Annotated in this window: 24 protein-coding genes and 2 other annotated features; of the genes, 20 read left to right on the forward strand and 4 right to left on the reverse strand. The window is 42.2% G+C overall.

Annotated elements, in window-relative coordinates:
* The first annotated feature begins 561 nt into the window (after positions 1 to 561).
* The 4 genes from ADH49_RS00005 to trpB all read left to right on the forward strand — a co-directional run bounded on the left by ADH49_RS00005 (position 562) and on the right by trpB (position 4,379).
* Positions 562 to 1,140 carry a YutD family protein gene (locus ADH49_RS00005; protein WP_048687726.1) on the forward strand — a complete coding sequence of 193 codons (579 nt, stop codon included), beginning with the start codon at positions 562 to 564 and terminating at the stop codon, positions 1,138 to 1,140.
* 18 nt (positions 1,141 to 1,158) lie between these two features.
* Positions 1,159 to 2,247 (forward strand): 23S rRNA (adenine(2503)-C(2))-methyltransferase RlmN, encoded by a 1,089-nt coding sequence (gene rlmN / locus ADH49_RS00010; RefSeq protein ID WP_048687731.1) that lies wholly within the window; start codon positions 1,159 to 1,161, stop codon positions 2,245 to 2,247.
* The gene (locus ADH49_RS00015) at positions 2,225 to 2,758 is read left to right on the forward strand and encodes a VanZ family protein (protein WP_192831856.1); all 534 of its coding nucleotides are present in this window, start codon (positions 2,225 to 2,227) and stop codon (positions 2,756 to 2,758) included. Before rlmN ends, ADH49_RS00015 begins: the two co-directional genes overlap by 23 nt.
* Positions 2,759 to 2,835: 77 nt before the next feature.
* Positions 2,836 to 3,071 (forward strand) — a binding site (T-box leader).
* 120 nt (positions 3,072 to 3,191) lie between these two features.
* A complete protein-coding gene (gene trpB, locus ADH49_RS00020; protein ID WP_048687733.1) occupies positions 3,192 to 4,379 on the forward strand; it encodes a tryptophan synthase subunit beta in 1,188 nt (395 codons plus the stop codon).
* A 6-nt stretch (positions 4,380 to 4,385) separates the two neighbouring features.
* On the opposite strand, the gene ADH49_RS00025 is transcribed toward trpB, so the two are convergent.
* The gene (locus ADH49_RS00025; protein WP_048687735.1) at positions 4,386 to 5,045 is read right to left on the reverse strand and encodes a prepilin peptidase; all 660 of its coding nucleotides are present in this window, start codon (positions 5,043 to 5,045) and stop codon (positions 4,386 to 4,388) included.
* A 153-nt stretch (positions 5,046 to 5,198) separates the two neighbouring features.
* On the opposite strand from ADH49_RS00025, the gene ADH49_RS00030 reads away from it, so the two are divergent.
* The 3 genes from ADH49_RS00030 (at position 5,199) to ADH49_RS00040 (ending at position 6,448) form a co-directional block, all read left to right on the forward strand.
* Positions 5,199 to 5,726: a Dps family protein gene (locus ADH49_RS00030; protein WP_048687737.1), complete on the forward strand. Its 528-nt coding sequence runs from the start codon at positions 5,199 to 5,201 to the stop codon at positions 5,724 to 5,726.
* A 120-nt stretch (positions 5,727 to 5,846) separates the two neighbouring features.
* Positions 5,847 to 6,065, forward strand: a complete 219-nt coding sequence (locus tag ADH49_RS00035; protein WP_006596794.1) for a YqgQ family protein — start codon at positions 5,847 to 5,849, stop codon at positions 6,063 to 6,065.
* A 38-nt stretch (positions 6,066 to 6,103) separates the two neighbouring features.
* Positions 6,104 to 6,448 carry a rhodanese-like domain-containing protein gene (locus ADH49_RS00040; protein ID WP_048687808.1) on the forward strand — a complete coding sequence of 115 codons (345 nt, stop codon included), beginning with the start codon at positions 6,104 to 6,106 and terminating at the stop codon, positions 6,446 to 6,448.
* Between the two features lie 36 nt (positions 6,449 to 6,484).
* Here ADH49_RS00040 and ADH49_RS00045 read toward each other — a convergent pair whose 3' ends face one another.
* Positions 6,485 to 7,210 carry a pseudouridine synthase gene (locus tag ADH49_RS00045; protein ID WP_048687741.1) on the reverse strand — a complete coding sequence of 242 codons (726 nt, stop codon included), beginning with the start codon at positions 7,208 to 7,210 and terminating at the stop codon, positions 6,485 to 6,487.
* 237 nt (positions 7,211 to 7,447) lie between these two features.
* On the opposite strand from ADH49_RS00045, the gene typA reads away from it, so the two are divergent.
* The 13 genes from typA to ileS all read left to right on the forward strand — a co-directional run bounded on the left by typA (position 7,448) and on the right by ileS (position 22,437).
* Positions 7,448 to 9,295, forward strand: a complete 1,848-nt coding sequence (typA, locus tag ADH49_RS00050; protein ID WP_048687743.1) for a translational GTPase TypA — start codon at positions 7,448 to 7,450, stop codon at positions 9,293 to 9,295.
* Between the two features lie 22 nt (positions 9,296 to 9,317).
* A complete protein-coding gene (locus ADH49_RS00055) occupies positions 9,318 to 9,584 on the forward strand; it encodes a DUF3165 family protein (protein ID WP_048687744.1) in 267 nt (88 codons plus the stop codon).
* Between the two features lie 181 nt (positions 9,585 to 9,765).
* The gene (gene murD, locus ADH49_RS00060) at positions 9,766 to 11,118 is read left to right on the forward strand and encodes a UDP-N-acetylmuramoyl-L-alanine--D-glutamate ligase (RefSeq protein WP_048687745.1); all 1,353 of its coding nucleotides are present in this window, start codon (positions 9,766 to 9,768) and stop codon (positions 11,116 to 11,118) included.
* A gap of 1 nt (position 11,119) precedes the next feature.
* Positions 11,120 to 12,190: a UDP-N-acetylglucosamine--N-acetylmuramyl-(pentapeptide) pyrophosphoryl-undecaprenol N-acetylglucosamine transferase gene (locus ADH49_RS00065; RefSeq protein WP_048687746.1), complete on the forward strand. Its 1,071-nt coding sequence runs from the start codon at positions 11,120 to 11,122 to the stop codon at positions 12,188 to 12,190.
* Positions 12,187 to 13,404 carry a cell division protein FtsQ/DivIB gene (locus tag ADH49_RS00070; protein ID WP_048687748.1) on the forward strand — a complete coding sequence of 406 codons (1,218 nt, stop codon included), beginning with the start codon at positions 12,187 to 12,189 and terminating at the stop codon, positions 13,402 to 13,404. The genes ADH49_RS00065 and ADH49_RS00070 overlap by 4 nt, the downstream gene beginning before the upstream one ends.
* A gap of 141 nt (positions 13,405 to 13,545) precedes the next feature.
* Positions 13,546 to 14,886: a cell division protein FtsA gene (gene ftsA / locus ADH49_RS00075; RefSeq protein ID WP_048687751.1), complete on the forward strand. Its 1,341-nt coding sequence runs from the start codon at positions 13,546 to 13,548 to the stop codon at positions 14,884 to 14,886.
* Between the two features lie 15 nt (positions 14,887 to 14,901).
* Positions 14,902 to 16,179, forward strand: a complete 1,278-nt coding sequence (gene ftsZ, locus ADH49_RS00080; protein ID WP_048687753.1) for a cell division protein FtsZ — start codon at positions 14,902 to 14,904, stop codon at positions 16,177 to 16,179.
* 2 nt (positions 16,180 to 16,181) lie between these two features.
* Entirely contained in the window at positions 16,182 to 16,850 is a 669-nt protein-coding gene (locus tag ADH49_RS00085; protein WP_048687755.1) for a YggS family pyridoxal phosphate-dependent enzyme, read from the forward strand.
* A 9-nt stretch (positions 16,851 to 16,859) separates the two neighbouring features.
* Positions 16,860 to 17,489 carry a cell division protein SepF gene (locus tag ADH49_RS00090; protein ID WP_048687756.1) on the forward strand — a complete coding sequence of 210 codons (630 nt, stop codon included), beginning with the start codon at positions 16,860 to 16,862 and terminating at the stop codon, positions 17,487 to 17,489.
* Position 17,490: 1 nt separating this feature from the next.
* The gene (locus ADH49_RS00095; RefSeq protein ID WP_006596781.1) at positions 17,491 to 17,751 is read left to right on the forward strand and encodes a YggT family protein; all 261 of its coding nucleotides are present in this window, start codon (positions 17,491 to 17,493) and stop codon (positions 17,749 to 17,751) included.
* Positions 17,748 to 18,536 (forward strand): RNA-binding protein, encoded by a 789-nt coding sequence (locus tag ADH49_RS00100; RefSeq protein WP_048687758.1) that lies wholly within the window; start codon positions 17,748 to 17,750, stop codon positions 18,534 to 18,536. The genes ADH49_RS00095 and ADH49_RS00100 overlap by 4 nt, the downstream gene beginning before the upstream one ends.
* A 9-nt stretch (positions 18,537 to 18,545) precedes the next feature.
* A complete protein-coding gene (locus ADH49_RS00105; RefSeq protein WP_048687760.1) occupies positions 18,546 to 19,385 on the forward strand; it encodes a DivIVA domain-containing protein in 840 nt (279 codons plus the stop codon).
* Positions 19,376 to 19,592, forward strand: a binding site (T-box leader). Its footprint overlaps the gene before it by 10 nt.
* Before the next feature lie 52 nt (positions 19,593 to 19,644).
* Positions 19,645 to 22,437 carry an isoleucine--tRNA ligase gene (ileS, locus tag ADH49_RS00110; protein ID WP_048687761.1) on the forward strand — a complete coding sequence of 931 codons (2,793 nt, stop codon included), beginning with the start codon at positions 19,645 to 19,647 and terminating at the stop codon, positions 22,435 to 22,437.
* Positions 22,438 to 22,538: 101 nt separating this feature from the next.
* On the opposite strand, the gene ADH49_RS00115 is transcribed toward ileS, so the two are convergent.
* A complete protein-coding gene (locus ADH49_RS00115; protein ID WP_006596776.1) occupies positions 22,539 to 22,841 on the reverse strand; it encodes a DUF1827 family protein in 303 nt (100 codons plus the stop codon).
* 67 nt (positions 22,842 to 22,908) lie between these two features.
* Positions 22,909 to 23,358, reverse strand: a complete 450-nt coding sequence (locus ADH49_RS00120) for an NUDIX hydrolase (protein WP_048687763.1) — start codon at positions 23,356 to 23,358, stop codon at positions 22,909 to 22,911.
* Positions 23,359 to 23,402: the final 44 nt, after the last annotated feature.

Raw genomic sequence — 23,402 nt, forward strand, 5'->3', positions numbered from 1 at the left:
AACTTTCCTTAGGTGAGTACGGACGTTAGGTGAAATTATCCAGTGGATGATTTCAGCAATCCAAGAAGTTCCATGGCTAAATAAAGATACAAAGGGCGTCTGCGGATAAAGTCAAAATAGGAAGTTTGACGTAGAATCTTTCGATTCTAGGAGAATTTATCTTTTTGACACAATCCGCAGACCGTGTTCAATTAGTTTTGAGCCCCTTCGTTCTTTAATTTCTAGGCTCAGGCTAAAACAGTTCCCCAAACTGTGTTACTCTCAAAACTCCCGAGTGCCTGAAACAATTAGGTTTCATGCACTTTTCTCACATCGGAAAGTTTTAGATCTGCTTAAATGACTCAAAAAATAGAATCCTTTTTTGAAGAATCGTTTAGTTGTTTTCTGTAAAAAGTTTGTCTACATACTAAAGCAGGCTTTTTCTGATGAGACAGGAAGAAGAGGTAAATTAAATCGTCAGACTTTTTACAGATTATCTCTTTTCCGTTGAAATTCTATCTAAAGATAGGGATTTATGATAAAATAAAGTGTTACAACTAAAGGTATGAATAAAGGAAGACTATGCGCAAAGAAATATCCCCTGAATTATTTAATTATAATAAATATCCTGGACCGGAATTTCGTCTGGTTGGCAATCAAGTGCTAGCAGAACAATTGACATTTGAGCTAGTTGAGAACCAAAATGATGCCTTTGATGCGACGGTCTTTGGTCAGCGCTTTTCAGAGGTTTTAACCAAATTTGATTATATTGTCGGTGATTGGAGCAATGAACAGTTGCGTCTACGTGGCTTCTATAAGGACGACCGTCCGGTCACAGATACAGAGAAAATCAGTCGCTTGGAAGATTATTTATTAGAATACTGTAGCTATGGCTGTGCTTATTTTGTCCTGGAAAATGCAGAACCACGTCGAGCATCCTTTGACAAGAAATCTTCTCCAAAGCAACAGGAAGAGGGCAATCGTTCTGCTAAGCGTGGCGGTCGTCAAAATCGCCGCAATCGCTCCAAAAATCAGCCACGAGAACGTGAACAAGAGCAAAAACAAAAGGCTTCTCAACCAAAGAAAAAGAACCGTCAGCGGTCTAGAAAAAAAGATGCACAGGGTGAGCAAGAACGCCACTTTGTCATCCGTCAAAAGTAAAGAGAGAAAAGAGATAAGATGAAACCTTCAATTTATGGTCTGACTCGACAAGAACTGATCGAGTGGGCAGAAGAACATGGTGAAAAGAAATTCCGAGCAACCCAAATCTGGGAATGGCTTTATCGGAAACGCGTTCAGTCATTTGAAGAAATGACCAACCTATCGAAGGACTTGATCGAAACCTTGAATGACCAGTTCGTGATCAATCCTTTGAAACAACGGATCGTTCAAGAATCAGCAGATGGAACCGTCAAATACCTCTTTGAGTTGCCAGACGGCATGTTGATCGAGACGGTATTGATGCGCCAACATTATGGCTTGTCGGTCTGTGTCACCACTCAGGTAGGGTGCAACATCGGCTGTACCTTCTGTGCATCTGGTTTGATCAAGAAACAACGCGACTTGAACAGTGGGGAAATCGTTGCCCAAATCATGTTGGTTCAAAAATACTTTGACGAACGTGGACAAGATGAACGCGTCAGCCACATCGTTGTGATGGGAATTGGTGAGCCATTTGATAACTACAAGAATGTCTTGAGCTTTGTCCGTACGGTCAATGATGACAAGGGGCTGGCTATCGGTGCGCGCCACATTACCGTTTCAACGTCTGGCTTAGCCCATAAGATTCGTGATTTTGCTAATGAAGGGGTTCAGGTCAATTTGGCAGTATCCCTGCATGCTCCAAACAATGACTTGCGTTCTAGCATCATGAAAATCAACCGAGCTTTCCCAATTGAGAAACTGTTTGCGGCGATTGAGTACTATATCGAAACGACCAACCGCCGGGTGACCTTCGAGTACATCATGCTTAATGAAGTCAATGATGGTGTCGAACAAGCCTTGGAATTGGCAGAACTCCTTAAAAAGATCAAGAAGCTATCTTATGTCAACTTGATTCCTTACAACCCAGTTAGTGAGCATGACCAATATAGCCGGAGTCCAAGAGAGCGCGTGATGGCCTTCTATGACACCTTGAAGAAAAACGGAGTCAACTGTGTGGTTCGTCAAGAGCATGGTACGGATATCGATGCTGCTTGTGGACAATTGCGTTCCAATACGATGAAGAGAGATCGGGAGAAAGCCATTGTTGAAGAAGCTCAACCGTAACAACTGGCTGATAGAAGAAGGGCAATTAACAAAAAAAGGAAGACAACTGCTACTAGGTGGCAGTTTCTTCTATTTTGTCCTGCTCTGTCTCATGTGTTTTCTTCCCCAGCGGCCTGAACCAGGGATGGAAACACCTGGGATTCAACATTTTGGTCGTGTAGTCGTATTACTGATTCCCTTTAATTCTCTCATCAACCTAGGTCAAATGACCAGTCTGCTCCAGCTGATCAAGGTGTTTGTACAGAATATAGCCAATATCTTTCTCTTATCTCCTTTGGTCTTTCAACTGCTGTGGCTCTGGTCCTGGCTAGGCACTCGGAAACGCGTCCTTTGCTTTAGTCTAGGGATGAGTGTGTGGATTGAGCTTAGTCAGATCGTACTAGACCACTTGTTTGATTTCAATCGGGTGTTTGAGATAGATGATCTGTGGACCAATACTCTGGGAGGCTACCTGGCCTATTTGTGTTTTAAATGGCTGCAAGCTTCAATGGGGAAGGACAATCTATTTTAGTTTGGACTAAAATCCGAACGATTGAATACGATTTCAAATTTTGGGTTGACAAAGTCAGAAGCGGGAGCTATAATAGCTTCAAGACATCAGAAAAGTAGAGGTTTTTCTCACTTCCAGGGAGCTTGTGGTGATTGCGAACAAGCAGTGGTCAATCTTGAAATGGGCTGATGCGTTTATGATGATGAATTTGAAACAATAAAAATTCGGTGAGCACACCTTATCGTGCACCCTGTTGTTAGACAGGTCAGAGATGTAGGAGAAAGAATGTCTCCCTACAATTGAGGTGGCACCGCGGTATCGAATCGTCCTCACACAGATTTTTCTGTGTGAGGTTTTTTGTATCTCAAAGGAATCCAGTGAGACTGCAGCTCAAAGGGCCAGCGAGAGAAAAAATCATAAACAAGATTGAAAATATAGAAAAGAGGACACAATCATGACAGAAACAAAAGGCTATTTCGGACAATTTGGTGGATCTTTCGTACCAGAACCTATTCAAAACTTGCTGGATCAATTAGAGGCAACCTTTGAACAGTACAAAAATGACCCAGAATTTATCGCAGAATACAAACATTATTTGAAAGATTACTCTGGTCGGGAAACACCGCTCTACTTTGCGGAAAGTTTGACAGATCATTTAGGTGGGGCAAAAATTTATTTGAAGCGCGAAGATTTGAATCACCTAGGTTCGCATAAATTGAATAACGTCTTGGGGCAAATCCTCTTAGCCAAACGCATGGGCAAAACGCGCGTGATTGCTGAAACAGGAGCCGGTCAACACGGTGTGGCTACAGCGGCTGCAGCAGCTAAGTTCGGCATGGCCTGTGATGTCTACATGGGAGCAGAAGACGTGGAGCGTCAACGTCTCAATGTCTTCCGCATGGAAATGATGGGGGCAACCGTTCATGCGGTTGAAACAGGAACAAAAACCTTGAAAGACGCCGTAGATGCTGCGTTTGGAGCATGGATGGCGGATCTCGATGCCTTTTACGTTTTGGGTTCTGCTGTTGGTCCTCACCCTTACCCAACCATTGTGCATGAATTCCAAAAGGTGATCAGTGAAGAATCTAAACGCCAAATCTTGGAAAAAGAAGGTCGTTTGCCAGACTATGTGATTGCCTGTGTTGGTGGTGGATCCAATGCCATCGGTGCCTTCTCCCAATATGTAGGCGATGAGGAAGTCAAATTGGTCGGTGTTGAAGCAGCTGGTCATGGTTTGGACACAGACCAGCACGCAGCGACCATGACTAAGGGGACTGTAGGAGTTGTCGATGGGATGAAGACCTACGCTGTCTTTGGCGAAGATGGAAAAGTAGCGCCAGTGTACTCGATCTCTGCTGGTTTGGACTACCCAGGGGTTGGTCCAGAGCATGCCTTCTTTAAAGATTCTGGTCGTGTTGAATATGTAGCAGCGACAGATGATGAAGCGGTTCAAGCTCTTCTTCTACTCAGTAAGACAGAAGGGATCCTCCCAGCCATTGAAAGCTCACACGCGATTGCAGAAGCTGTCAAACGTGCTCCACAATTGGACAAGGACAAGATTATTATTATCAATGTCTCTGGACGTGGGGATAAGGACGTGGCTGCCATTGCAGATTATCTAGAAGCGAAAGCTACAAAATAAGAAATCTTATCTGCTTAAAATTGTAAAAAACAGTAAAGCATGATAACTCAGAAAAAGACAGGGAACAAAAGGAATCCGGTCTTTTTCTTTTTTAAAGAGAAAGGCAAGGAGACCAATGAGGGAAGCCCCTTGCATGACTAGGAGGACTTGGACGGCCGAGAGGGTCAAAGAAAAAGTAGCCAGCAAGAGAAAATCCCCTGCTCCAATGCCGATGGAGTAAACAGCTGACAGGACTCCTAAGAAGAGAAAGACTCCCATCAAGAGGGTAGGACTGGTGAAAAACAGGCAAAGAGCGTGGAGCACTAGCCAGAGGAGGAGCGGGTACTCCATGGATCGAAAATCATAGATGGCCAAAACGCAACTGCCAAGAAGAACCAGGAGATGAGGAATGGGAAGAAGACCCTGATAGCACAGTAAAAAAAGGAGACCACTCCAGGCTTCAAAGAGGGCATACCAATAAGGAAGAGAGCTCTGGCAGTAGCGGCAACGGAATCGAAAAAGGCATTGCGAAAGAATAGGAATCAAGTCTAGAAATCCCAAGGTCTGTTGACATTGGTCGCAATGGCTTCTTGGACGAATGATGGAGCTTTCTGGAAAACGGTCGATGACGAGACCTAAAAAGGAGGCCATACAGGCGCCGACTGTAAAAAAATAGAAGTTGATCATACTTATAGTATTCGTAAAAAAGATGACTAATGAGGATTAGAAATGAAACAATTTTCTAACTTTTCTTATTTGAGCATTTTCTCTTGCATTTCTTAATTAGAAGGATTATAATATAACTAAATTAGAATAATTCTAAAAAAGGAGAACTCATTTATGACAACAATCAAAAAAGAAGCAGCAAAAGATGTAGCAACATTTGCAACTATTAGCGAAGTAAGCAAGAGCTTAACCGATACAAAAGCGGTTTTGAATCAAGTGGTGGCAGACCTTTATGTCGCTCATATTGCCTTGCACCAAGTACATTGGTATATGCGTGGTCGTGGCTTCCTCGTATGGCATCCAAAAATGGATGAGTATATGGAAAGCTTGGATGCGACTCTTGATGAAGTAAGTGAACGCTTGATTACCTTGGGTGGTGCTCCGTACGCTAGCATGGTTGAGTTCTTGGAACATAGCAACATCCAAGAAGAAAAAGGTTCATTCGAACGCTCTATGGAAGAAAATTTTGGACGTGTCCTTTCTATCTTCCGCTACTTGGTAAGTCTTTATCAAAAAGCCTTGGATATCACAGATGCTGAAGGAGATGACGTGACCAACGATATCTTTGTTGGTGCAAAAGCTGAATTGGAAAAACATATCTGGATGATTGCCGCTGAATTAGGACAAGCACCAGGTTTATAATCTGAAATTAAACAAACGAGCCTTCCTTGCTTGGGAGGCTCGTTTTTGGGAGGAGATTTTTCCTGTAAATAAAACAGGGGCCATCTTGAAAATACTTGAAAGATTTGATAGAATAAGCACATGAAAACCCTGTACGATGTTCAACAATTTCTGAAAAAATTTGGAATCATTATTTATGTCGGAAAACGGCTTTACGACATTGAATTGATGAAGATTGAATTGAAAAGGATCTATGACGCTGGGCTGATGGAAAAATTGGATTATCTAGAAGCAGAAGCTGTCTTACGTAGAGAACACGCACAGGAATTACGTTATTTAGAAGAGGAGAAAGAAAAGTGAATGTAACAAGTGTTTTAGTATGGTTGATTGTTTTAGGGATGTTTGGCTGGATGGGCTACAATTACTTCCGTATCCGTCGTGCTGCAAAAATTGTGGACAATGTAGAGTTTGAAGAATTGATCCGCAAAGGCCAATTAGTGGACTTGCGTGATCCGAATGAATTCCACGCTAAGCATATTTTGGGAGCTCGGAACATTCCATCCAACCAATTAAAAGTGAGCTTGGCTGCCCTTCGCAAAGATAAGCCAGTCTTGCTCTATGAGAACAGTCGTGGGTCCCGTGTGACCAATGCGGCCCTCTTCTTGAAAAAACAGGGTTACAAAGATATCTATATCTTGTCCTATGGTTTGGATTCTTGGGATGGAAAGGTAAAAACGAACTAAGATTAAAACTCCAGAAGTATGAGCTTCTGGAGTTTTTTAGCGGGTTTCTTCTAAAAAAGAGCGAATCGCGTCACATTCAACTGATGTGAGGGGGCGATAATGCCCCTCTTTCAGCTCATCCTCTAAAGTAAAAGGCCCAAAGCGAACTCGTTTTAAAGTAGTGACTTTGACCCCAATGGATAAAAACATCTTTTTCACCTGATGAAATTTTCCTTCAGACAGGGTGACCAGGGCCTGGCTTTCGGTAAGGCTGGAGTTAAGGATTTTTAGTTTGGCAGGCTTGCATGTTGTCCCGTCTAAGAAGGTGATTCCTTCTTGAAATTCCTCTATATGAGCGGGTTCAAGAGGGCCGTTGACTGTTACCGCGTATTCTTTTTCAATATGGTATTGGGGATGAAGGAGTTGGAAACCTAGAGGTCCATTGTCTGTGAGTAGGAGGAGCCCGGTCGTATCCCGATCCAGTCGACCGATAGGATAGGTCTTGGGGGTCCGGTCTTCTGCTCGGAGGAGGTCCAATACTGTAGGATGTTGGGCATCCTTGGTAGCCGTCACTAGTCCTTGAGGTTTATGAAGAAGAAAATAGTGGTGGGAACAGTCGGTAAGAATCCGATCCTTCCAGCGAACTTCTTGGAGACCTGTATCGACATTTTGGGATAATTTTGTTGCAGCAAGTCCGTCGACTAGGATCTGCTTTTTGGCTAGGCACTGTTTGATTTCTTTGCGGGGAATTTGGTAGTGGGCCAGTAATTGATCTAATCTCATAAAAGACAGGATAGCATGAAATGGAGAGAATCACAAGTATTCGGAAAAAGGATGAAGAAAAGGGATAAAGAGGTGAAAGATTTTCATGAATAGAGTGGTTAGGAGTGGGAATGAGAAAGAAGGTTTTCGAAAGAAAGCATGAAAACATTTACACTTACTTGAGTTAAGTCATTTGCTTAAAATTGTGGTATAATCGTTCAGTTAGAAAATAAATTTTTGAATACAATAGAGGAAATCATGACAAAATTAAGAGAAGATATCCGTAATATCGCGATTATCGCCCACGTCGACCACGGTAAAACAACCCTCGTTGACGAATTGTTGAAACAATCTGAAACTCTTGACGCGCGTACAGAGTTGGCAGAGCGTGCAATGGACTCAAACGATATCGAAAAAGAGCGTGGAATCACCATCCTTGCGAAAAATACAGCCGTTGCTTACAACGGGACTCGTATCAACATCATGGACACACCAGGACACGCGGACTTCGGTGGAGAAGTTGAGCGGATCATGAAAATGGTTGATGGTGTTGTTTTGGTAGTAGATGCCTACGAAGGAACCATGCCACAGACTCGTTTCGTATTGAAAAAAGCCTTGGAACAAGACCTTGTGCCGATCGTTGTAGTTAACAAAATCGATAAGCCATCTGCTCGTCCAGCAGAAGTAGTAGACGAAGTCTTGGAACTCTTCATCGAGCTTGGTGCGGATGATGACCAACTTGACTTCCCAGTTGTTTATGCGTCAGCGATCAACGGAACATCTTCCTTGTCAGATGATCCAGCAGATCAAGAAAAGACCATGGCGCCAATATTTGACACCATTATCGACCACATCCCAGCTCCAGTTGATAACTCAGATGAGCCCCTTCAATTCCAAGTGTCTCTTCTTGACTACAATGACTTCGTAGGACGTATCGGTATTGGACGTGTCTTCCGTGGTAGTGTGAAAGTTGGGGACCAAGTAACCCTTTCTAAACTTGATGGTACAACCAAGAACTTCCGTGTCACAAAACTCTTCGGTTTCTTTGGTTTGGAACGTCGTGAAATCCAAGAAGCCAAGGCTGGTGACTTGATTGCCGTATCAGGTATGGAAGATATCTTCGTTGGTGAAACCATCACTCCTACAGACGCAGTTGAAGCTCTTCCAGTTCTTCATATCGATGAGCCAACCCTTCAAATGACCTTCTTAGTTAACAACTCACCTTTTGCTGGTCGTGAAGGGAAATGGGTGACTTCACGTAAGGTCGAAGAGCGCCTTCAAGCAGAATTGCAAACAGACGTATCTCTTCGTGTAGATCCAACGGACTCACCAGATAAATGGACCGTTTCAGGACGTGGGGAATTGCACTTGTCAATCTTGATCGAAACCATGCGCCGTGAAGGCTATGAGCTTCAAGTATCTCGTCCAGAAGTTATCGTAAAAGAAATTGATGGTGTGAAGTGCGAGCCATTTGAGCGTGTGCAAATCGATACTCCGGAAGAATACCAAGGGTCTGTCATCCAAAGCCTTTCTGAACGTAAGGGTGAAATGTTGGATATGATTGCAACAGGTAATGGTCAAACTCGTTTGGTCTTCCTAGTTCCTGCGCGTGGTTTGATTGGATATTCAACTGAATTCTTGTCAATGACTCGTGGATACGGGATCATGAACCATACCTTCGACCAATACTTGCCATTGATTCCAGGTGAAATTGGCGGTCGTCACCGTGGTGCCCTTGTTTCTATCGATGCTGGTAAGGCAACAACCTACTCTATCATGTCTATCGAAGAACGTGGTACTATCTTTGTCAACCCTGGTACTGAGGTTTACGAAGGAATGATCATCGGTGAAAACTCTCGTGAAAATGACTTGACTGTTAACATCACGAAGGCTAAACAAATGACCAACGTTCGCTCCGCTACTAAGGACCAAACAGCGGTTATCAAGACTCCTCGTATCTTGACGCTTGAAGAATCACTCGAGTTCTTGAACGACGATGAGTACATGGAAGTAACGCCTGAATCAATCCGTCTACGTAAACAAATCTTGAATAAGGCAGAACGCGAAAAAGCAAACAAAAAGAAAAAATCAGCTGCAGCTGAATAAAAAATAAGAAAGGAGTGACAAAATGGTTTATTTAATTATAGGTATTTTGATCCTCCTTTTTTACCTTTTTGCAGCTCCAAAGAGCATCAGAGGAACTCTGAATGTAGTTACCCTAGTCGTATTGCTGGTCTCTTTGGTCATTCTACTTTGCTTAGCGATTTTCCAAATTTTCCAAATGCCTTCAGAATTTTTTGTGGGCGCCTTCCTTGCTTTTGTAGGCTACCTGGCCCTCGTTGATATTTCGCGATTGCCGACCAAGTCTTCTAAACGCTTGGATAAATCAGAATAAACTGGAGATCTTGTCTCCATAAAAAAGAGTTGTTGTGATAGAAAATCATGGCGACTCTTTTTTATGAAAGATGCTGAAGCGGTCATTTTTATACGTGTTGCTTCTTTTGCTGTCTTAAGGCTTTTTAATTTGTCTAAAAAAGGGTAAAATAGAAGGTGAACAAATTGGAGAGAAAAAAGCTATGAACGTCATTGAAACATTTAAAAATAAAAAAGTCCTTGTTTTAGGATTGGCTAAGTCTGGAGAATCTGCAGCGCGACTACTCGATCGCTTAGGAGCTATCGTAACGGTGAATGATGGCAAAGCCTTTGAAGAAAATCCTGCAGCCCAAAGTTTACTGGAAGAAGGAATCAAAGTCGTGACAGGAGGACATCCTCTGGAACTCTTGGATGAAGACTTTGCAGTGATGGTGAAGAATCCTGGAATTCCTTACACGAATCCTATGGTTGAACGGGCCCTTGAAAAAGGCATCCCTGTTTTGACCGAAGTTGAATTGGCCTACCTCATTTCAGAAGCGCCAATCATCGGAATCACTGGTTCAAACGGAAAAACAACCACCACTACCATGATTGGAGAAGTATTAACTGCCGCTGGACAAAACGGTCTCTTGTCTGGAAATATTGGTTTTCCAGCTAGTCAAGTCGCTCAAACAGCGACAGCTAAAGACACATTGGTGATGGAATTGTCTTCTTTCCAATTGATGGGGATTGAAGCCTTCCATCCAGAAATTGCAGTCATTACCAATCTGATGCCGACCCACTTGGATTACCATGGATCTTTCGAAGGCTATGTAGCTGCAAAATGGGCAATCCAAAAGAATATGACTACCAAGGATTTTGTGGTACTAAACTTTAACCAAGATCTAGCCAAAGACTTGGCGCAGCAAACAGAGGCTACTGTGGTGCCATTTTCAACCCAAGAAAAGGTAGACGGAGCATATTTAGAGGACGGTGTCCTTTACTTCCGAGGTGAAGCCGTCATGCGAGCAGACCAAATTGGAGTACCAGGCAGCCACAATGTAGAAAATGCTTTAGCTACCATTGCAGTGGCCAAACTTCGTGGTGTTGACAATCAAACTATCCAAGAAATCTTATCAGCCTTTGGCGGGGTGAAGCACCGCTTGCAGTATGTAGCTGAGATTGAAGGGGTGAAATTCTACAATGATAGTAAGTCTACCAACATCTTAGCAACCCAAAAAGCCTTGTCTGGCTTTGATAACGCTCATGTCATATTAATCGCTGGTGGCTTGGACCGAGGCAATGAGTTTGACGAATTGGTGCCAGATATTACTGGTCTTAAAAAGATGGTCATCCTTGGAGAGTCTGCTGAACGGGTGAAACGAGCAGCGGATCAAGCGGGTGTGGCTTATCTAGATGCGACGGATGTGGCAGATGCAACGCGCAAAGCCTTTGAAATAGCTGAGCCAGGTGATATCGTCTTGCTTAGTCCAGCCAATGCCAGCTGGGATATGTACGCGAATTTCGAAGTACGGGGCGATGAGTTCCTTAAAACAGTAGAAGAGTTGAAAAAATAATATGAAAAAAATAGTATTTACAGGGGGAGGTACAGTTGGGCATGTGACCTTGAACCTTCTCCTCATCCCTCGCTTCATCGAGGACGGTTGGGAAGTTCATTATATTGGGGACAAGAAGGGGATTGAACACCAAGAGATTTTGAAGTCTGGCTTGGACATCCATTTCCATTCGATTGCAACGGGCAAGTTGCGCCGTTATTTTTCTTGGCAAAATATGTTGGATATTTTCAAGGTCTTCTGGGGGATTCTCCAATCGATTTGGATCATGCTTCGTGTACGGCCGCAGGTTTTGTTTTCTAAAGGAGGCTTCGTTTCAGTTCCTCCGGTAGTGGCTGCGCGACTTTGCTTCGTTCCTGTATTGGTCCACGAATCTGACCGTTCCATGGGCTTGGCCAATAAAATTGCCTATAAGTTTGCAACGAAAATGTTCACAACCTTTGAACAGCCAAAAAGCCTAGTGAAAGCCCAACATGTGGGAGCTGTGACCAAGGTTCGTCAGGAACAACTTCCAATCCCACAAGAATTGGAAGCAGTATTTGCTCAATTTGATCCACAGTTGCCAACCCTTCTCTTTGTGGGTGGTTCTGCTGGTGCACGAGTGTTCAATGAGTTTGTCACAAAAAATCGAGAAACCTTGCTAGCAAGATACAATGTCATTAATTTGACAGGGGACTCCTCTTTGAATGAACAAGCACCTCATCTTTATCGCGTGGACTACGTGACGGATCACTATCTTCCTTTGCTCCAAAAGGCAGACCTAGTAGTGACTCGTGGAGGTGCCAATACGATTTTTGAACTCTTGGCCATGAATAAGCTCCATATCATCGTTCCCCTAGGGAAAGAGGCTAGTCGGGGAGATCAGATTGAAAATGCTCAATACTTTGTGGAAAAAGGCTATGCAGAAACCATCGCTGAGCCAGATTTGAGCATGGATCGTTTGCAAGAAACGATGGATAAAATATTCCAAGGGGCAGAAAGCTATCATCAAGCGATGAAGGATTCGAATGAATTGCTTTCCTTGGATGAATTTTATAACCTAGTCCATCAAGAAATTAATAAAAGGAAAAAATGACGGATAAGAAGAACCAAAAAACTCCTAAGGAAGTCACGAAGCTCTCTGAATGGCAGAGACGGAACCAGGAGTATCAAAAGAAAAAACAAATAGAAGAGCAAGAAGAAAAAGAAAAGAAGGCACAAGAAGAGAAGGAAAGACAGGAACTTCTGAATCAAAAAATTCCTTCTGAAGATCCAGAAGCAGGTGGGCAAGATGGCGAGTCTGCAGAAGTAGAGGAAGATGAGAACGTAGCTGGTGTAGCTGAGGAGGGATTGCAAGAAACACTTCCTGACGGAATAGACGAAGAGAATGAAGAAGAAAAAATCATCTACCTAACAGAGCCTTCAGAAGATAGATTCGAAGAAGAGGAACTAGCGAAGAAGGCCAAAAAGGAAGGTCAGATTGCGAGACGTCACATCTATCGAGCTATTCCTGTTTTGGTGATCAGTACCTTGATTGCAGTCTTTTCTGTCTATCTTTTAACACCCTTAGCTAAGCAAAAAATCATCGAATTCTCAGGGAATAAAAATGCGGATCAGACTTTGTTGTTTGAAAAGAGTCAGATCCAAGATCGGGATTATACCTTGACAACTTTTTTGAATCGGGATCGCTATCTTGCCAATATGAAGGCAGCGAGTCCGTGGGTCAAAGATATTTCGATGACTTATGCCTTCCCTACGACTTTTAAGGTTCAGGTTGAGGAACACCAGGTCTTTGGTTACTATGTGACGGAGGAAGATCATTATCCTATTTTAGAAAATGGGGAAGTGGTAGAGACACCAGTTGTTGCTGATCAGCTTCCCAAGGCTTACCTGACTGTTCGTTTTTCTGATCGTGAATTGGTCCGACAATTTGTGAAACAACTGGGGAAAATACCATCTTCTGTGCGCGATGAAATTGAGTCAGTGGACTTGACACCGAGCAAGGTGACTAAGGATTTAGTGACGCTGACCATGAAGGATGGCACAAAGGTTTTAGTGCCTGTATCTCAGATCAAGCGTAAATTGCCTTATTACAATCAAATTCGCAAGCTAATTGAAGATGACAGTGTCATTGACATGGAAGCAGGTATATACAGTTACAATGCAGAAACAATGGCTACTTTAGCTCAGGAAAAGAAAGAAAAAGAAGAAGGGGAAGGGAACAAAACAGAAGAAGCTGATGCTAACTCGACAGATTCTGATGAGAGTGCAGTCGTAACCGAGCAACACGAAGAAGTTCCCGCTGAGTAAACCCTCATAAATTATCTGAAATAAATAAAGAAAATATGCCCACTATGGGCATTTTTGTGTTATAATGAAATTTGGATAGTTCTAACTAAAATGGAGCTATTAATTGACGTATAGGAAAACAAAAGAGAGAGGACTGGTGTAATGGCTAGAAACGGCTTTTTTACAGGTTTAGATATCGGTACTAGTTCAATAAAAGTATTGGTGGCAGAACATGTCAATGGAGAAATGAATGTAATTGGAGTCAGCAATGCGAAAAGTGCTGGCGTCAAAGATGGAATTATTGTTGATATTGAGGCTGCTTCTAATGCGATTAAAAGTGCAGTAAGCCAAGCAGAAGAAAAAGCAGGAATTTCAATCAATCTTGTGAACGTTGGGTTGCCAGCGAACCTTCTTCAAATTGAAGCAACTCAAGGAATGATTCCTGTAACCAGTGATTCAAAAGAAATTACGGATGCAGATGTTGAAAATGTTGTCAGATCTGCTTTGACAAAGAGTATGACTCCAGACCGTGAAGTCATTACCTTTATTCCAGAAGAGTTCACAGTTGATGGTTTCCAAGGAATCCGCGATCCACGTGGAATGATGGGAATCCGTTTGGAAATGCGTGGTCTCTTGTATACTGGTCCTAGAACTGTCCTCCATAATTTACGGAAAACAGTTGAACGTGCTGGTTTGCAAGTTGAGAACATCATTATTTCACCACTTGCAATGATTAAGTCTGTATTGAACGAAGGAGAACGTGAGTTTGGTGCGACCGTCATTGATTTAGGTGGAGGTCAAACGACAGTAGCTTCTGTTCGGAATCAAGAGCTTCAATTTACAAATATCTACCAAGAAGGTGGCGATTACGTTACTAAAGATATTTCTAAAGTATTGAAGACTTCTCAAAAATTAGCAGAAGGCTTGAAGTTCAACTATGGAGAAGCTTATGTTCCATCAGTTGGCGACGAAGTCTTCCATGTTGAGGTGATTGGTGAAGTAGAACCTGTCCAAGTATCTGAAAAATATTTGGCAGAAATTATTTCAGCTCGGATCAAACACATCTTCGACCAAATTAAACAAGATCTTGAAAGAAGACATTTGCTTGATTTGCCTGGAGGAATTGTCATCATCGGTGGTGGCGCTATTCTCCCTGGTATTGAAGAATTGGCGCAAGAAGTCTTTGGTGTAAATGTGAAATTGTACGTTCCAAATCAAATTGGAATCCGCAATCCAGCTTTTGCCCACGTGATTAGCTTGTCTGAATATGCAGGAAACCTTACAGATGTAGATATTCTTGCTCAGGCTGCTGTACATGGGGACCAACGTCTTCGTCAGCAACCAATTCAGTTTGAACGACCAGTACAGCAACCAGTTGTTCCGGAAGAAATTGAACCATTAGTAAACGTCGAGCAACAACATCCGGTTGAAGAACAAAATAGAGAAGAGAAAACTAGCCTTACAAACCGAATGAAGAATTTAATCGGTAATATGTTTGATTAAGGAGTGTAAGCATTTATGACATTTTCATTTGACACAGCAGCGACACAAGGCGCAGTTATTAAAGTAATCGGTGTCGGAGGTGGTGGTGGCAATGCCATCAACCGCATGATTGACGAAGGAGTTGCTGGTGTAGAATTCATCGCAGCAAACACAGACGTACAAGCACTTTCAAGTGCAAAAGCAGAAACAGTTATCCAATTGGGTCCTAAATTGACTCGTGGTTTGGGTGCTGGAGGTCAACCTGAGGTTGGTCGCAAAGCCGCAGAAGAAAGTGAAGAAGTATTGACAGAAGCTTTGCAAGGTGCAGACATGGTCTTTATCACTGCAGGAATGGGTGGAGGATCTGGTACAGGTGCTGCACCAGTTATCGCTCGTATTGCTAAAGCTGTTGGTGCTTTGACAGTAGCCGTTGTGACACGTCCTTTTGGATTTGAAGGAACTAAACGCGGAAACTTTGCGATCGAAGGGATCAATGAACTTCGCGAGCATGTGGATACTTTGTTGATCATTTCTAACAACAACTTGTTAGAAATTGTAGATAAGAAAACACCACTTCTTGAAGCATTGAGTGAAGCAGATAATGTCCTTCGACAAGGGGTTCAAGGGATCACTGACTTGATCACAAGCCCAGGCTTGATTAACCTTGACTTCGCTGACGTGAAGACTGTTATGGAAAATAAAGGAAATGCCTTGATGGGTATTGGTGTAGGTAATGGTGAAGAGCGTGTCATTGAAGCAGCTCGTAAAGCTATCTACTCACCACTCCTTGAAACAACCATTGACGGTGCTGAAGACGTGATCGTCAACGTTACTGGTGGTTTGGATATGACCTTGATTGAAGCAGAAGAAGCTTCTGAAATTGTTAACCAAGCAGCTGGTCATGGCGTAAACATTTGGCTTGGTACATCTATTGATGAATCAATGAAAGATGAAATCCGCGTAACGGTTGTCGCAACTGGTGTTCGTCAGGACAAAGTTGAAAGAGTTAGTGGAATTGCATCTCATGCACCAAGTTCAGCACGTTACTATCAAACTGGACCACGTGAACAACGTCCACAAAATCCACAGTTTGATCGTGACTTCGATTTGAAGGAAGAGATCGAAATGCCTACTCCTCAATCACGTGCCAAACAAGAAACACCTCGTGGATCTGCGTTTGGAGATTGGGACATTCGTCGTGAAAACATTGTACGTCAGTCTGATACTAGCGCTGGTCGTCAAGTTGAACGCTATGTGGATTCTTCTTCAGAAGATGATGAGTTGGAAACACCACCATTTTTCCGTAATCGTTAAGAATGAATCTGATTGAAAATAAAGAGCGTATATTCTCGCAGGTTGCACAAGCAATGGAAACAGCAAACCGCACGGATCAGGTGAATGTAATTGCTGTTACTAAGTATGTTGGTATCGACCAAGCTAAGGCTCTGGTTGATACAGGAGTCCGTCATATCGGTGAAAACCGTGTTGATAAATTTCTAGAAAAATACCAAGCTCTAAAAGATGAGGAACTGATCTGGCATTTGATCGGTAGTCTCCAACGTCGTAAAGTAAAAGAAGTTATCAATTTTGTAGATTACTTCCATGCTTTAGATTCTATGAAGCTTGCCCAAGAAATTCAAAAAAGGGCGAGTCACCCAATTAAATGTTTTATACAAGTCAATATTTCTGGAGAAGAAAGCAAGCATGGATTTGCTCCTGAAGAGCTAGATGCGGTTCTTCCTGAACTAGAAGGCTTGGATAACCTACGGATTGTTGGCTTAATGACGATGGCTCCTTTTGAGGCAAGTCAGGACGAGTTGCAAGCCATATTTGCAGCAACTCACCAACTTCAAAAAGAATTACAAAAGAAACAGTTGAAAAATATGTCCTTTACAGAGTTAAGCATGGGAATGAGTCGTGATTATGATCTGGCGATTGCTAACGGTGCGACTTTTGTGCGAATTGGGACCTCGTTTTTCAAATAGGAAAGAATTATGTCATTTAAAGATAGATTTGATCGATTGATTGATTATTTTACTGAAGATGGAGATGAGTACGATGTGCAAGAAGCGCCTGCTCAAGCAGTCGGTGCTAGCCAACCTGTACCATCATCTAAACCAGTACAACCATCATCAAAACCACGTCAAAAAGCTATGGTAGCTGCCAAGGAGCAGAAATCTACTCCTGTTGCAGTAAGTCGTCCACAAGTAGCTTCTACAGCAGTGGTTGAATCAGCTTCATCTCAAAAATCATCTTCTGAAAATATTACTCGACTTCATCAACGGCAACAAGAGTTGGCAAAAAATCGTTCTGCTGCAGATGAGAAGATTACGATTGATGTACGCTACCCTCGTAAATATGAAGAAGCAACTGAAATTGTTGACTTGTTGTTGGCAAACGAAAGTATTCTTATCGATTTCCAATACATGACAGAAGTTCAAGCAAGAAGATGTTTGGATTATTTGGATGGTGCTCGCTATGTATTAGCCGGGAATCTACGTCGTGTTGCAAGTACTATGTACTTATTAACACCAATCAATGTCGTTGTGAACATTGAAGATATTCGCCTTCCAAATGATGTCGAAGTTGCTGAGTACGACTTTGATATGAAACGAAATCGTTAATATGTTTGTCCTACAATTAGTTAGAAATTTCTTTCAGGTTTTTGAGCTAGTACTAATCATCTATGCTTTGCTTAGTTGGTTTCCAAATGCATCAGAATCGGCTTTAGCTAAAATGGTTCAACGGATCGTCGAACCATTTTTGAGCCTATTTAGAAAGATTCCTTTGCAATTTGGTGGGTTAGACTTTACAGTCATGTTTGCCTTACTTGCTCTATCCGTAGTGGAACGATTTGTCCTTCAATTTTTGGTGCAGTTCATATGACCAAGGGATTTTATCAACACTATAGTCCAGAAGACCACGTCTTTATCGATCGAGTTCTAGAATTAGTAGCTCGGGTGGAGCAACAGTATAGTTTTGAACTGACATCCTTTTTAAATCCACATCAGGTTGATATTTTACGACAAATTGGTGCCCACCACGGTTTGCAGGTGTTTTCAAGTGCAGAAATCTATCCTACAGAATATGCACGAGTGATTCTAGCTCCTAGCTACTATCAGTTAGAGGCATCTGATTTTGAAATTAGCCTGTTAGAAGTTCTCTATCCGGATAAGTTTTATCGGTTAAGTCACTCTCAAGTTTTGGGTTCGCTTCTCCATCAATTAGGCATAGAAAGAAAGTCTTTTGGAGATATTCTAGTTGGACAAGGGAAGATTCATATCTATGTGGATCAACGTTTCTCCTCCTATTTCAAAGAGAATCTTAAGAAGATCGCAAAAGTATCTGTCAAGATTCGTGAGGTTGACTGTAGAGAACGGATCAGCGTAGACGAACCATCCAAACTTAAAGACCTATTGGTTACTAGTGTTCGACTTGATAAACTAGTAGCTTCTACCTTTAAGCTTGCTCGGTCTGTAGCTGTTCAATTAGTTCAGTCTGGCCAGGTAAAGGTAAACTATGCCACAATTGACAATCCTAGTCGGATGATCCAAGTAGCAGATTTAATTAGTGTTCGAAAGTATGGCCGATTTAAAATACTATCAGAAAATGGCCTATCAAAAAGTGGAAAATACAAATTAACGGTTGAAGTATTTTCCAGTAGAAAATAAGGAGGAACTATGGCACTTACAGCTTTAGAAATCAAAGATAAACGCTTTTATGTAAAATTTAGAGGCTACGATGCTAAAGAAGTTGAAGAGTTTCAAGACATGGTCTACCGAGACTATGAAAAATTAGTTCGTGAAAATCATGAATTGGAAACAAAAATTAGTGCGTTGGAAGAGCGCTTGAACTACTTTGACGAAATGAAAGACTCTTTGAGTCAATCAGTATTGATCGCTCAAGATACAGCAGAACGTGTAAAACATGCGGCAAATGAACGCTCAGAAACAATTGTTCGTCAAGCGGAGCAAGATGCTCACCATTTAGTTGAAGAAGCAAAAGCAAAAGCAAATGAAATTCTCCGTCATGCTACAGACAATGCCAAAAAAGTTGCTGTAGAAACGGAAGAATTGAAGAACAAGACACGCGTCTTCCACCAACGTTTGAAATCAACTATCGAAAGTCAATTGAGCATTATTGATACGCCAGAATGGGATGAAATTCTTCGCCCAACTGCTATGTATATCCAAACAAGTGATGAAGCATTTCGTGAAATTGTTGAGAAAGCTTTGGGTGAATCTGTTCATCATTATTCAGAAGATGCTAACATTGATTTGACACGTCAATTTACTTCAGCTGAAATTGAAGAATTGCAAAAACGTATTGAGGCAGCTAACTTAGAGTTAGGCGCAACTCAAGCTTTTCAAGGATTGAATGAAAAAGTGAAAGAAGCATTGGAAGAAGCAGAAAAAAATCATGAAGATCAAGATTCTATTGATGTTGTCTTAGAAACTCCTGAAGTTGATGATATCGATGCTCCAGAAGAAGGACAACGTGAATCTGTTTCAATCTTATAATCTGTAAAAACAGTGACCTTATCAAATAGTTTTAGCGAGCAGGTGATGGTGGAAGACTTGCACTTCCTTTGTTAAGGTTGATCCTTTTACAAATTTTAGTGGTGAAATTAGTAACCACTAACGCTGGTCAGCGTTAGCGACAAAAGAGGAGAAAGAGAGTACTCTCTTTCTTGAATGAAGGTGGTACCACGACTTGTCGTCCTTTTTGGCGAGGTCGTGGTCTTTTATTTTGTAGAATTATTTTTTTAGAGGAGACACCATGAAACTCAAAGAAACACTGAATTTAGGGAAGACAGAGTTCCCGATGCGGGCTGGTCTGCCTACAAAAGAGCCAGTTTGGCAAAAAGAATGGGAAGAAGCAAAGCTTTATCAACGCCGTCAAGAATTGAACCAAGGAAAACCACATTTCACCTTGCATGATGGCCCTCCGTATGCCAACGGAAATATCCACGTAGGACACGCTATGAACAAGATCTCAAAAGATATCATTGTTCGTTCTAAGTCTATGTCAGGTTTTTATGCACCGTATATCCCAGGTTGGGATACTCACGGTTTGCCAATCGAGCAAGTCTTGGCCAAACAAGGTGTCAAACGCAAAGAAATGGACTTGGTTGAGTACTTGAAACTTTGCCGCGACTACGCTCTTTCTCAAGTAGATAAACAACGTGAAGACTTCAAACGTTTGGGTGTTTCAGGTGACTGGGAAAATCCTTATGTAACTTTGACGCCTGACTATGAAGCAGCGCAAATCCGTGTCTTTGGTGAAATGGCTAACAAAGGCTATATCTACCGTGGAGCGAAGCCAGTTTACTGGTCTTGGTCTTCTGAGTCAGCTCTTGCTGAAGCGGAAATTGAATACCATGATTTGGTTTCAACATCTCTTTACTATGCCAACAAGGTCAAAGATGGTAAAGGTGTCCTTGATACAGATACTTACATCGTTGTTTGGACAACAACTCCATTTACCATCACAGCTTCTCGCGGGTTGACTGTTGGTGCTGATATTGATTATGTCTTGGTGCAACCAGCTGGCGAAGCTCGTAAGTTTGTGGTCGCTTCAGAATTGTTAAATAGCCTGTCTGAAAAATTTGGCTGGGTGGATGTTCAAGTGTTGGCAACTTACCGTGGTCAAGAATTGAACCACATCGTGACAGAGCACCCATGGGATACTGCAGTAGATGAACTTGTTATCCTGGGTGATCACGTTACAACAGACTCCGGTACTGGTATCGTCCATACAGCCCCTGGTTTTGGTGAGGATGACTACAATGTCGGTGTTGCCAATGGTCTCGAAGTTGCTGTAACTGTCAACGAACGCGGTATCATGATGGCCAACGCGGGTGAGGAATTCGAAGGTCAATTCTATGACAAGGTTATTCCAACAGTTATTGAAAAACTTGGTAGCTTGCTCCTTGCTCAAGAAGAAATCTCTCACTCCTACCCATTTGACTGGCGTACGAAAAAACCAATCATCTGGCGTGCTGTGCCACAATGGTTTGCTTCAGTATCTAAATTCCGTCAAGAAATCTTGGACGAAATTGAAAAAGTCAAGTTCCACTCAGAGTGGGGTAAAGTCCGTCTGTACAACATGATCCGTGACCGTGGCGATTGGGTTATCTCTCGTCAACGTGCTTGGGGTGTCCCACTCCCAATCTTCTACGCTGAAGATGGCACACCAATCATGACAGCTGAAACCATCGAGCATGTGGCTCAACTCTTTGAAGAACATGGTTCCATCATCTGGTGGGAACGGGATGCCAATGACCTCTTGCCAGAAGGATTTACCCATCCAGGTTCACCAAATGGTGAGTTCAAGAAAGAAACAGACATCATGGATGTATGGTTCGACTCAGGTTCGTCTTGGAATGGAGTTGTGGTCAACCGTCCAGAACTCAAATACCCAGCTGACCTCTATTTAGAAGGTTCAGACCAATACCGTGGTTGGTTCAACTCATCTCTTATCACATCTGTGGCGAACCATGGTGTCGCACCATACAAGCAAATCTTGTCACAAGGTTTTGCCCTTGACGGTAAAGGTGAGAAGATGTCTAAATCTCTTGGAAACACTATTGCTCCAAGCGATGTTGAAAAACAATTTGGTGCAGAAATCTTGCGTCTCTGGGTTACCAGTGTAGACTCAAGCAACGACGTGCGTATCTCTATGGATATCTTGAGCCAAGTTTCTGAAACTTACCGCAAGATCCGTAACACGCTTCGTTTCTTGATTGCCAACACATCTGACTTTAACCCAGCTGAGGATGAAGTCGCTTACGAAGAACTTCGTCCCGTTGACAAGTATATGACCATCCGTTTTAACCAGCTTGTCAAGACCATTCGTGATGCTTATGCAGACTTTGAATTCTTGACAATCTATAAAGCCCTAGTGAACTTTATCAACGTTGATTTGTCTGCCTTCTACCTTGACTTTGCCAAAGATGTTGTTTACATCGAAGGAGCTAAGTCACTTGAACGCCGTCAAATGCAAACAGTCTTTTATGATATCCTTGTGAAAATCACCAAACTCTTGACACCGATCCTTCCTCACACAGCAGAGGAAATCTGGTCTTATCTTGAGTTTGAAGCGGAAGAATTCGTTCAATTGTCAGAATTACCGGAAGCTCAAACATTTGCCAACCAAGAAGAAATATTGGATACCTGGTCAGCCTTCATGGACTTCCGTGGCCAAGCTCAAAAAGCCTTGGAAGAAGCGCGTAATGAAAAAGTGATCGGTAAATCTCTTGAAGCTCACTTGACCGTTTATCCAAATGAAGTTGTGAAGACTCTTCTTGGGGCAGTAGATAGTAATGTTGCTCAACTCTTGATTGTCTCAGAATTGACCATCGCTGAAGGACCAGCTCCAGAAGCTGCTGTGGCCTTTGAAGATGTAGCTTTCACAGTTGACCGTGCAGCTGGTGAAGTTTGTGACCGTTGTCGTCGTATCGATCCAACAACGGCTGAGCGTCGCTACCATGCAAACATCTGTGATCACTGTGCAATCATTATAGAAGAAAACTTTGCAGACGCAGTTGCAGAAGGTTTTGAAGCCAAATAAAAGATATCAAAAGAAGTTCCGATTTGGAACTTCTTTTTTGGTGGCTAGAATAGTGTATCATGTCCATCGTCAGGGCAATAAAAAAGTAAGGTAGAAACACCTTACTTAGCAATTGGGAAAGAAATTTCAATTAGTTTATCAGAGTAGAGGGTCTTAATAGCAGATTGGTCAATGATTTGAAGATCAATCTTGCGTTTTAAAAAGAACTCACGAATTTTTTCAACTTCTGTTTCACGAATGGCACGGTGTTTGTTACTAATCAGCAATTCGTAATGAGTAGGAGCTTTGGTAAAGATAACGTCGGTGTTACCGGCTGAATAGACCTCAACAAGGGTAGCATCGGTACTTTCTAATTGACTTTTGACCAGAGTAGCATGACTATTTGTTGTATTCATAAGCTTCATGTGAGATCCTCCTAAGCTCTTTCTCCGTTTATTATAGCACTTTTTTTTATTTTGTGAAAGAAGTCGCTTACAATTTTTGGGCAGATTTCCACATTTTGATTCCCCATTTATGGCTTCCTCTTTTTAACTTTTCAATGGCTTCGTCAATCGGGAACCAGGCAATGTTATTGAAATCCTCTAGAGGTTTTTGAGTTTCTACAAAGTCAGTTACTTCATAGATATAAGCAGGGTTATAGTAGTGGGTGTCGCGGTGACTGGAGTAAAAGTACTCATCTGCTTGGCCATAATACTCGCCGATCGTCGCAGTAAAGCCCAATTCTTCAATCAGTTCGCGCTCTAGTGCCAAGAAATGATCTTCTCCTGCCTCGATTTCACCACCTGGTAGGAACCAAGCTCCATTAGGTGCTTGGACTAGGATGATTTTATCCTTGGCTGGATTTGGAATCACCGCATAGACTCCATAACGATTGACATAGTCAACATTTTCTTCTTTTGTTCCAAAAGTTGCAACAGTCATAATGATACTCGCTTCTTATTTTTTTATCATTATAACATAGATGG

This window comes from Streptococcus sp. 400_SSPC (assembly GCF_001072745.1).
Taxonomy (GTDB): Bacteria; Bacillota; Bacilli; order Lactobacillales; family Streptococcaceae; genus Streptococcus; species Streptococcus xiaochunlingii.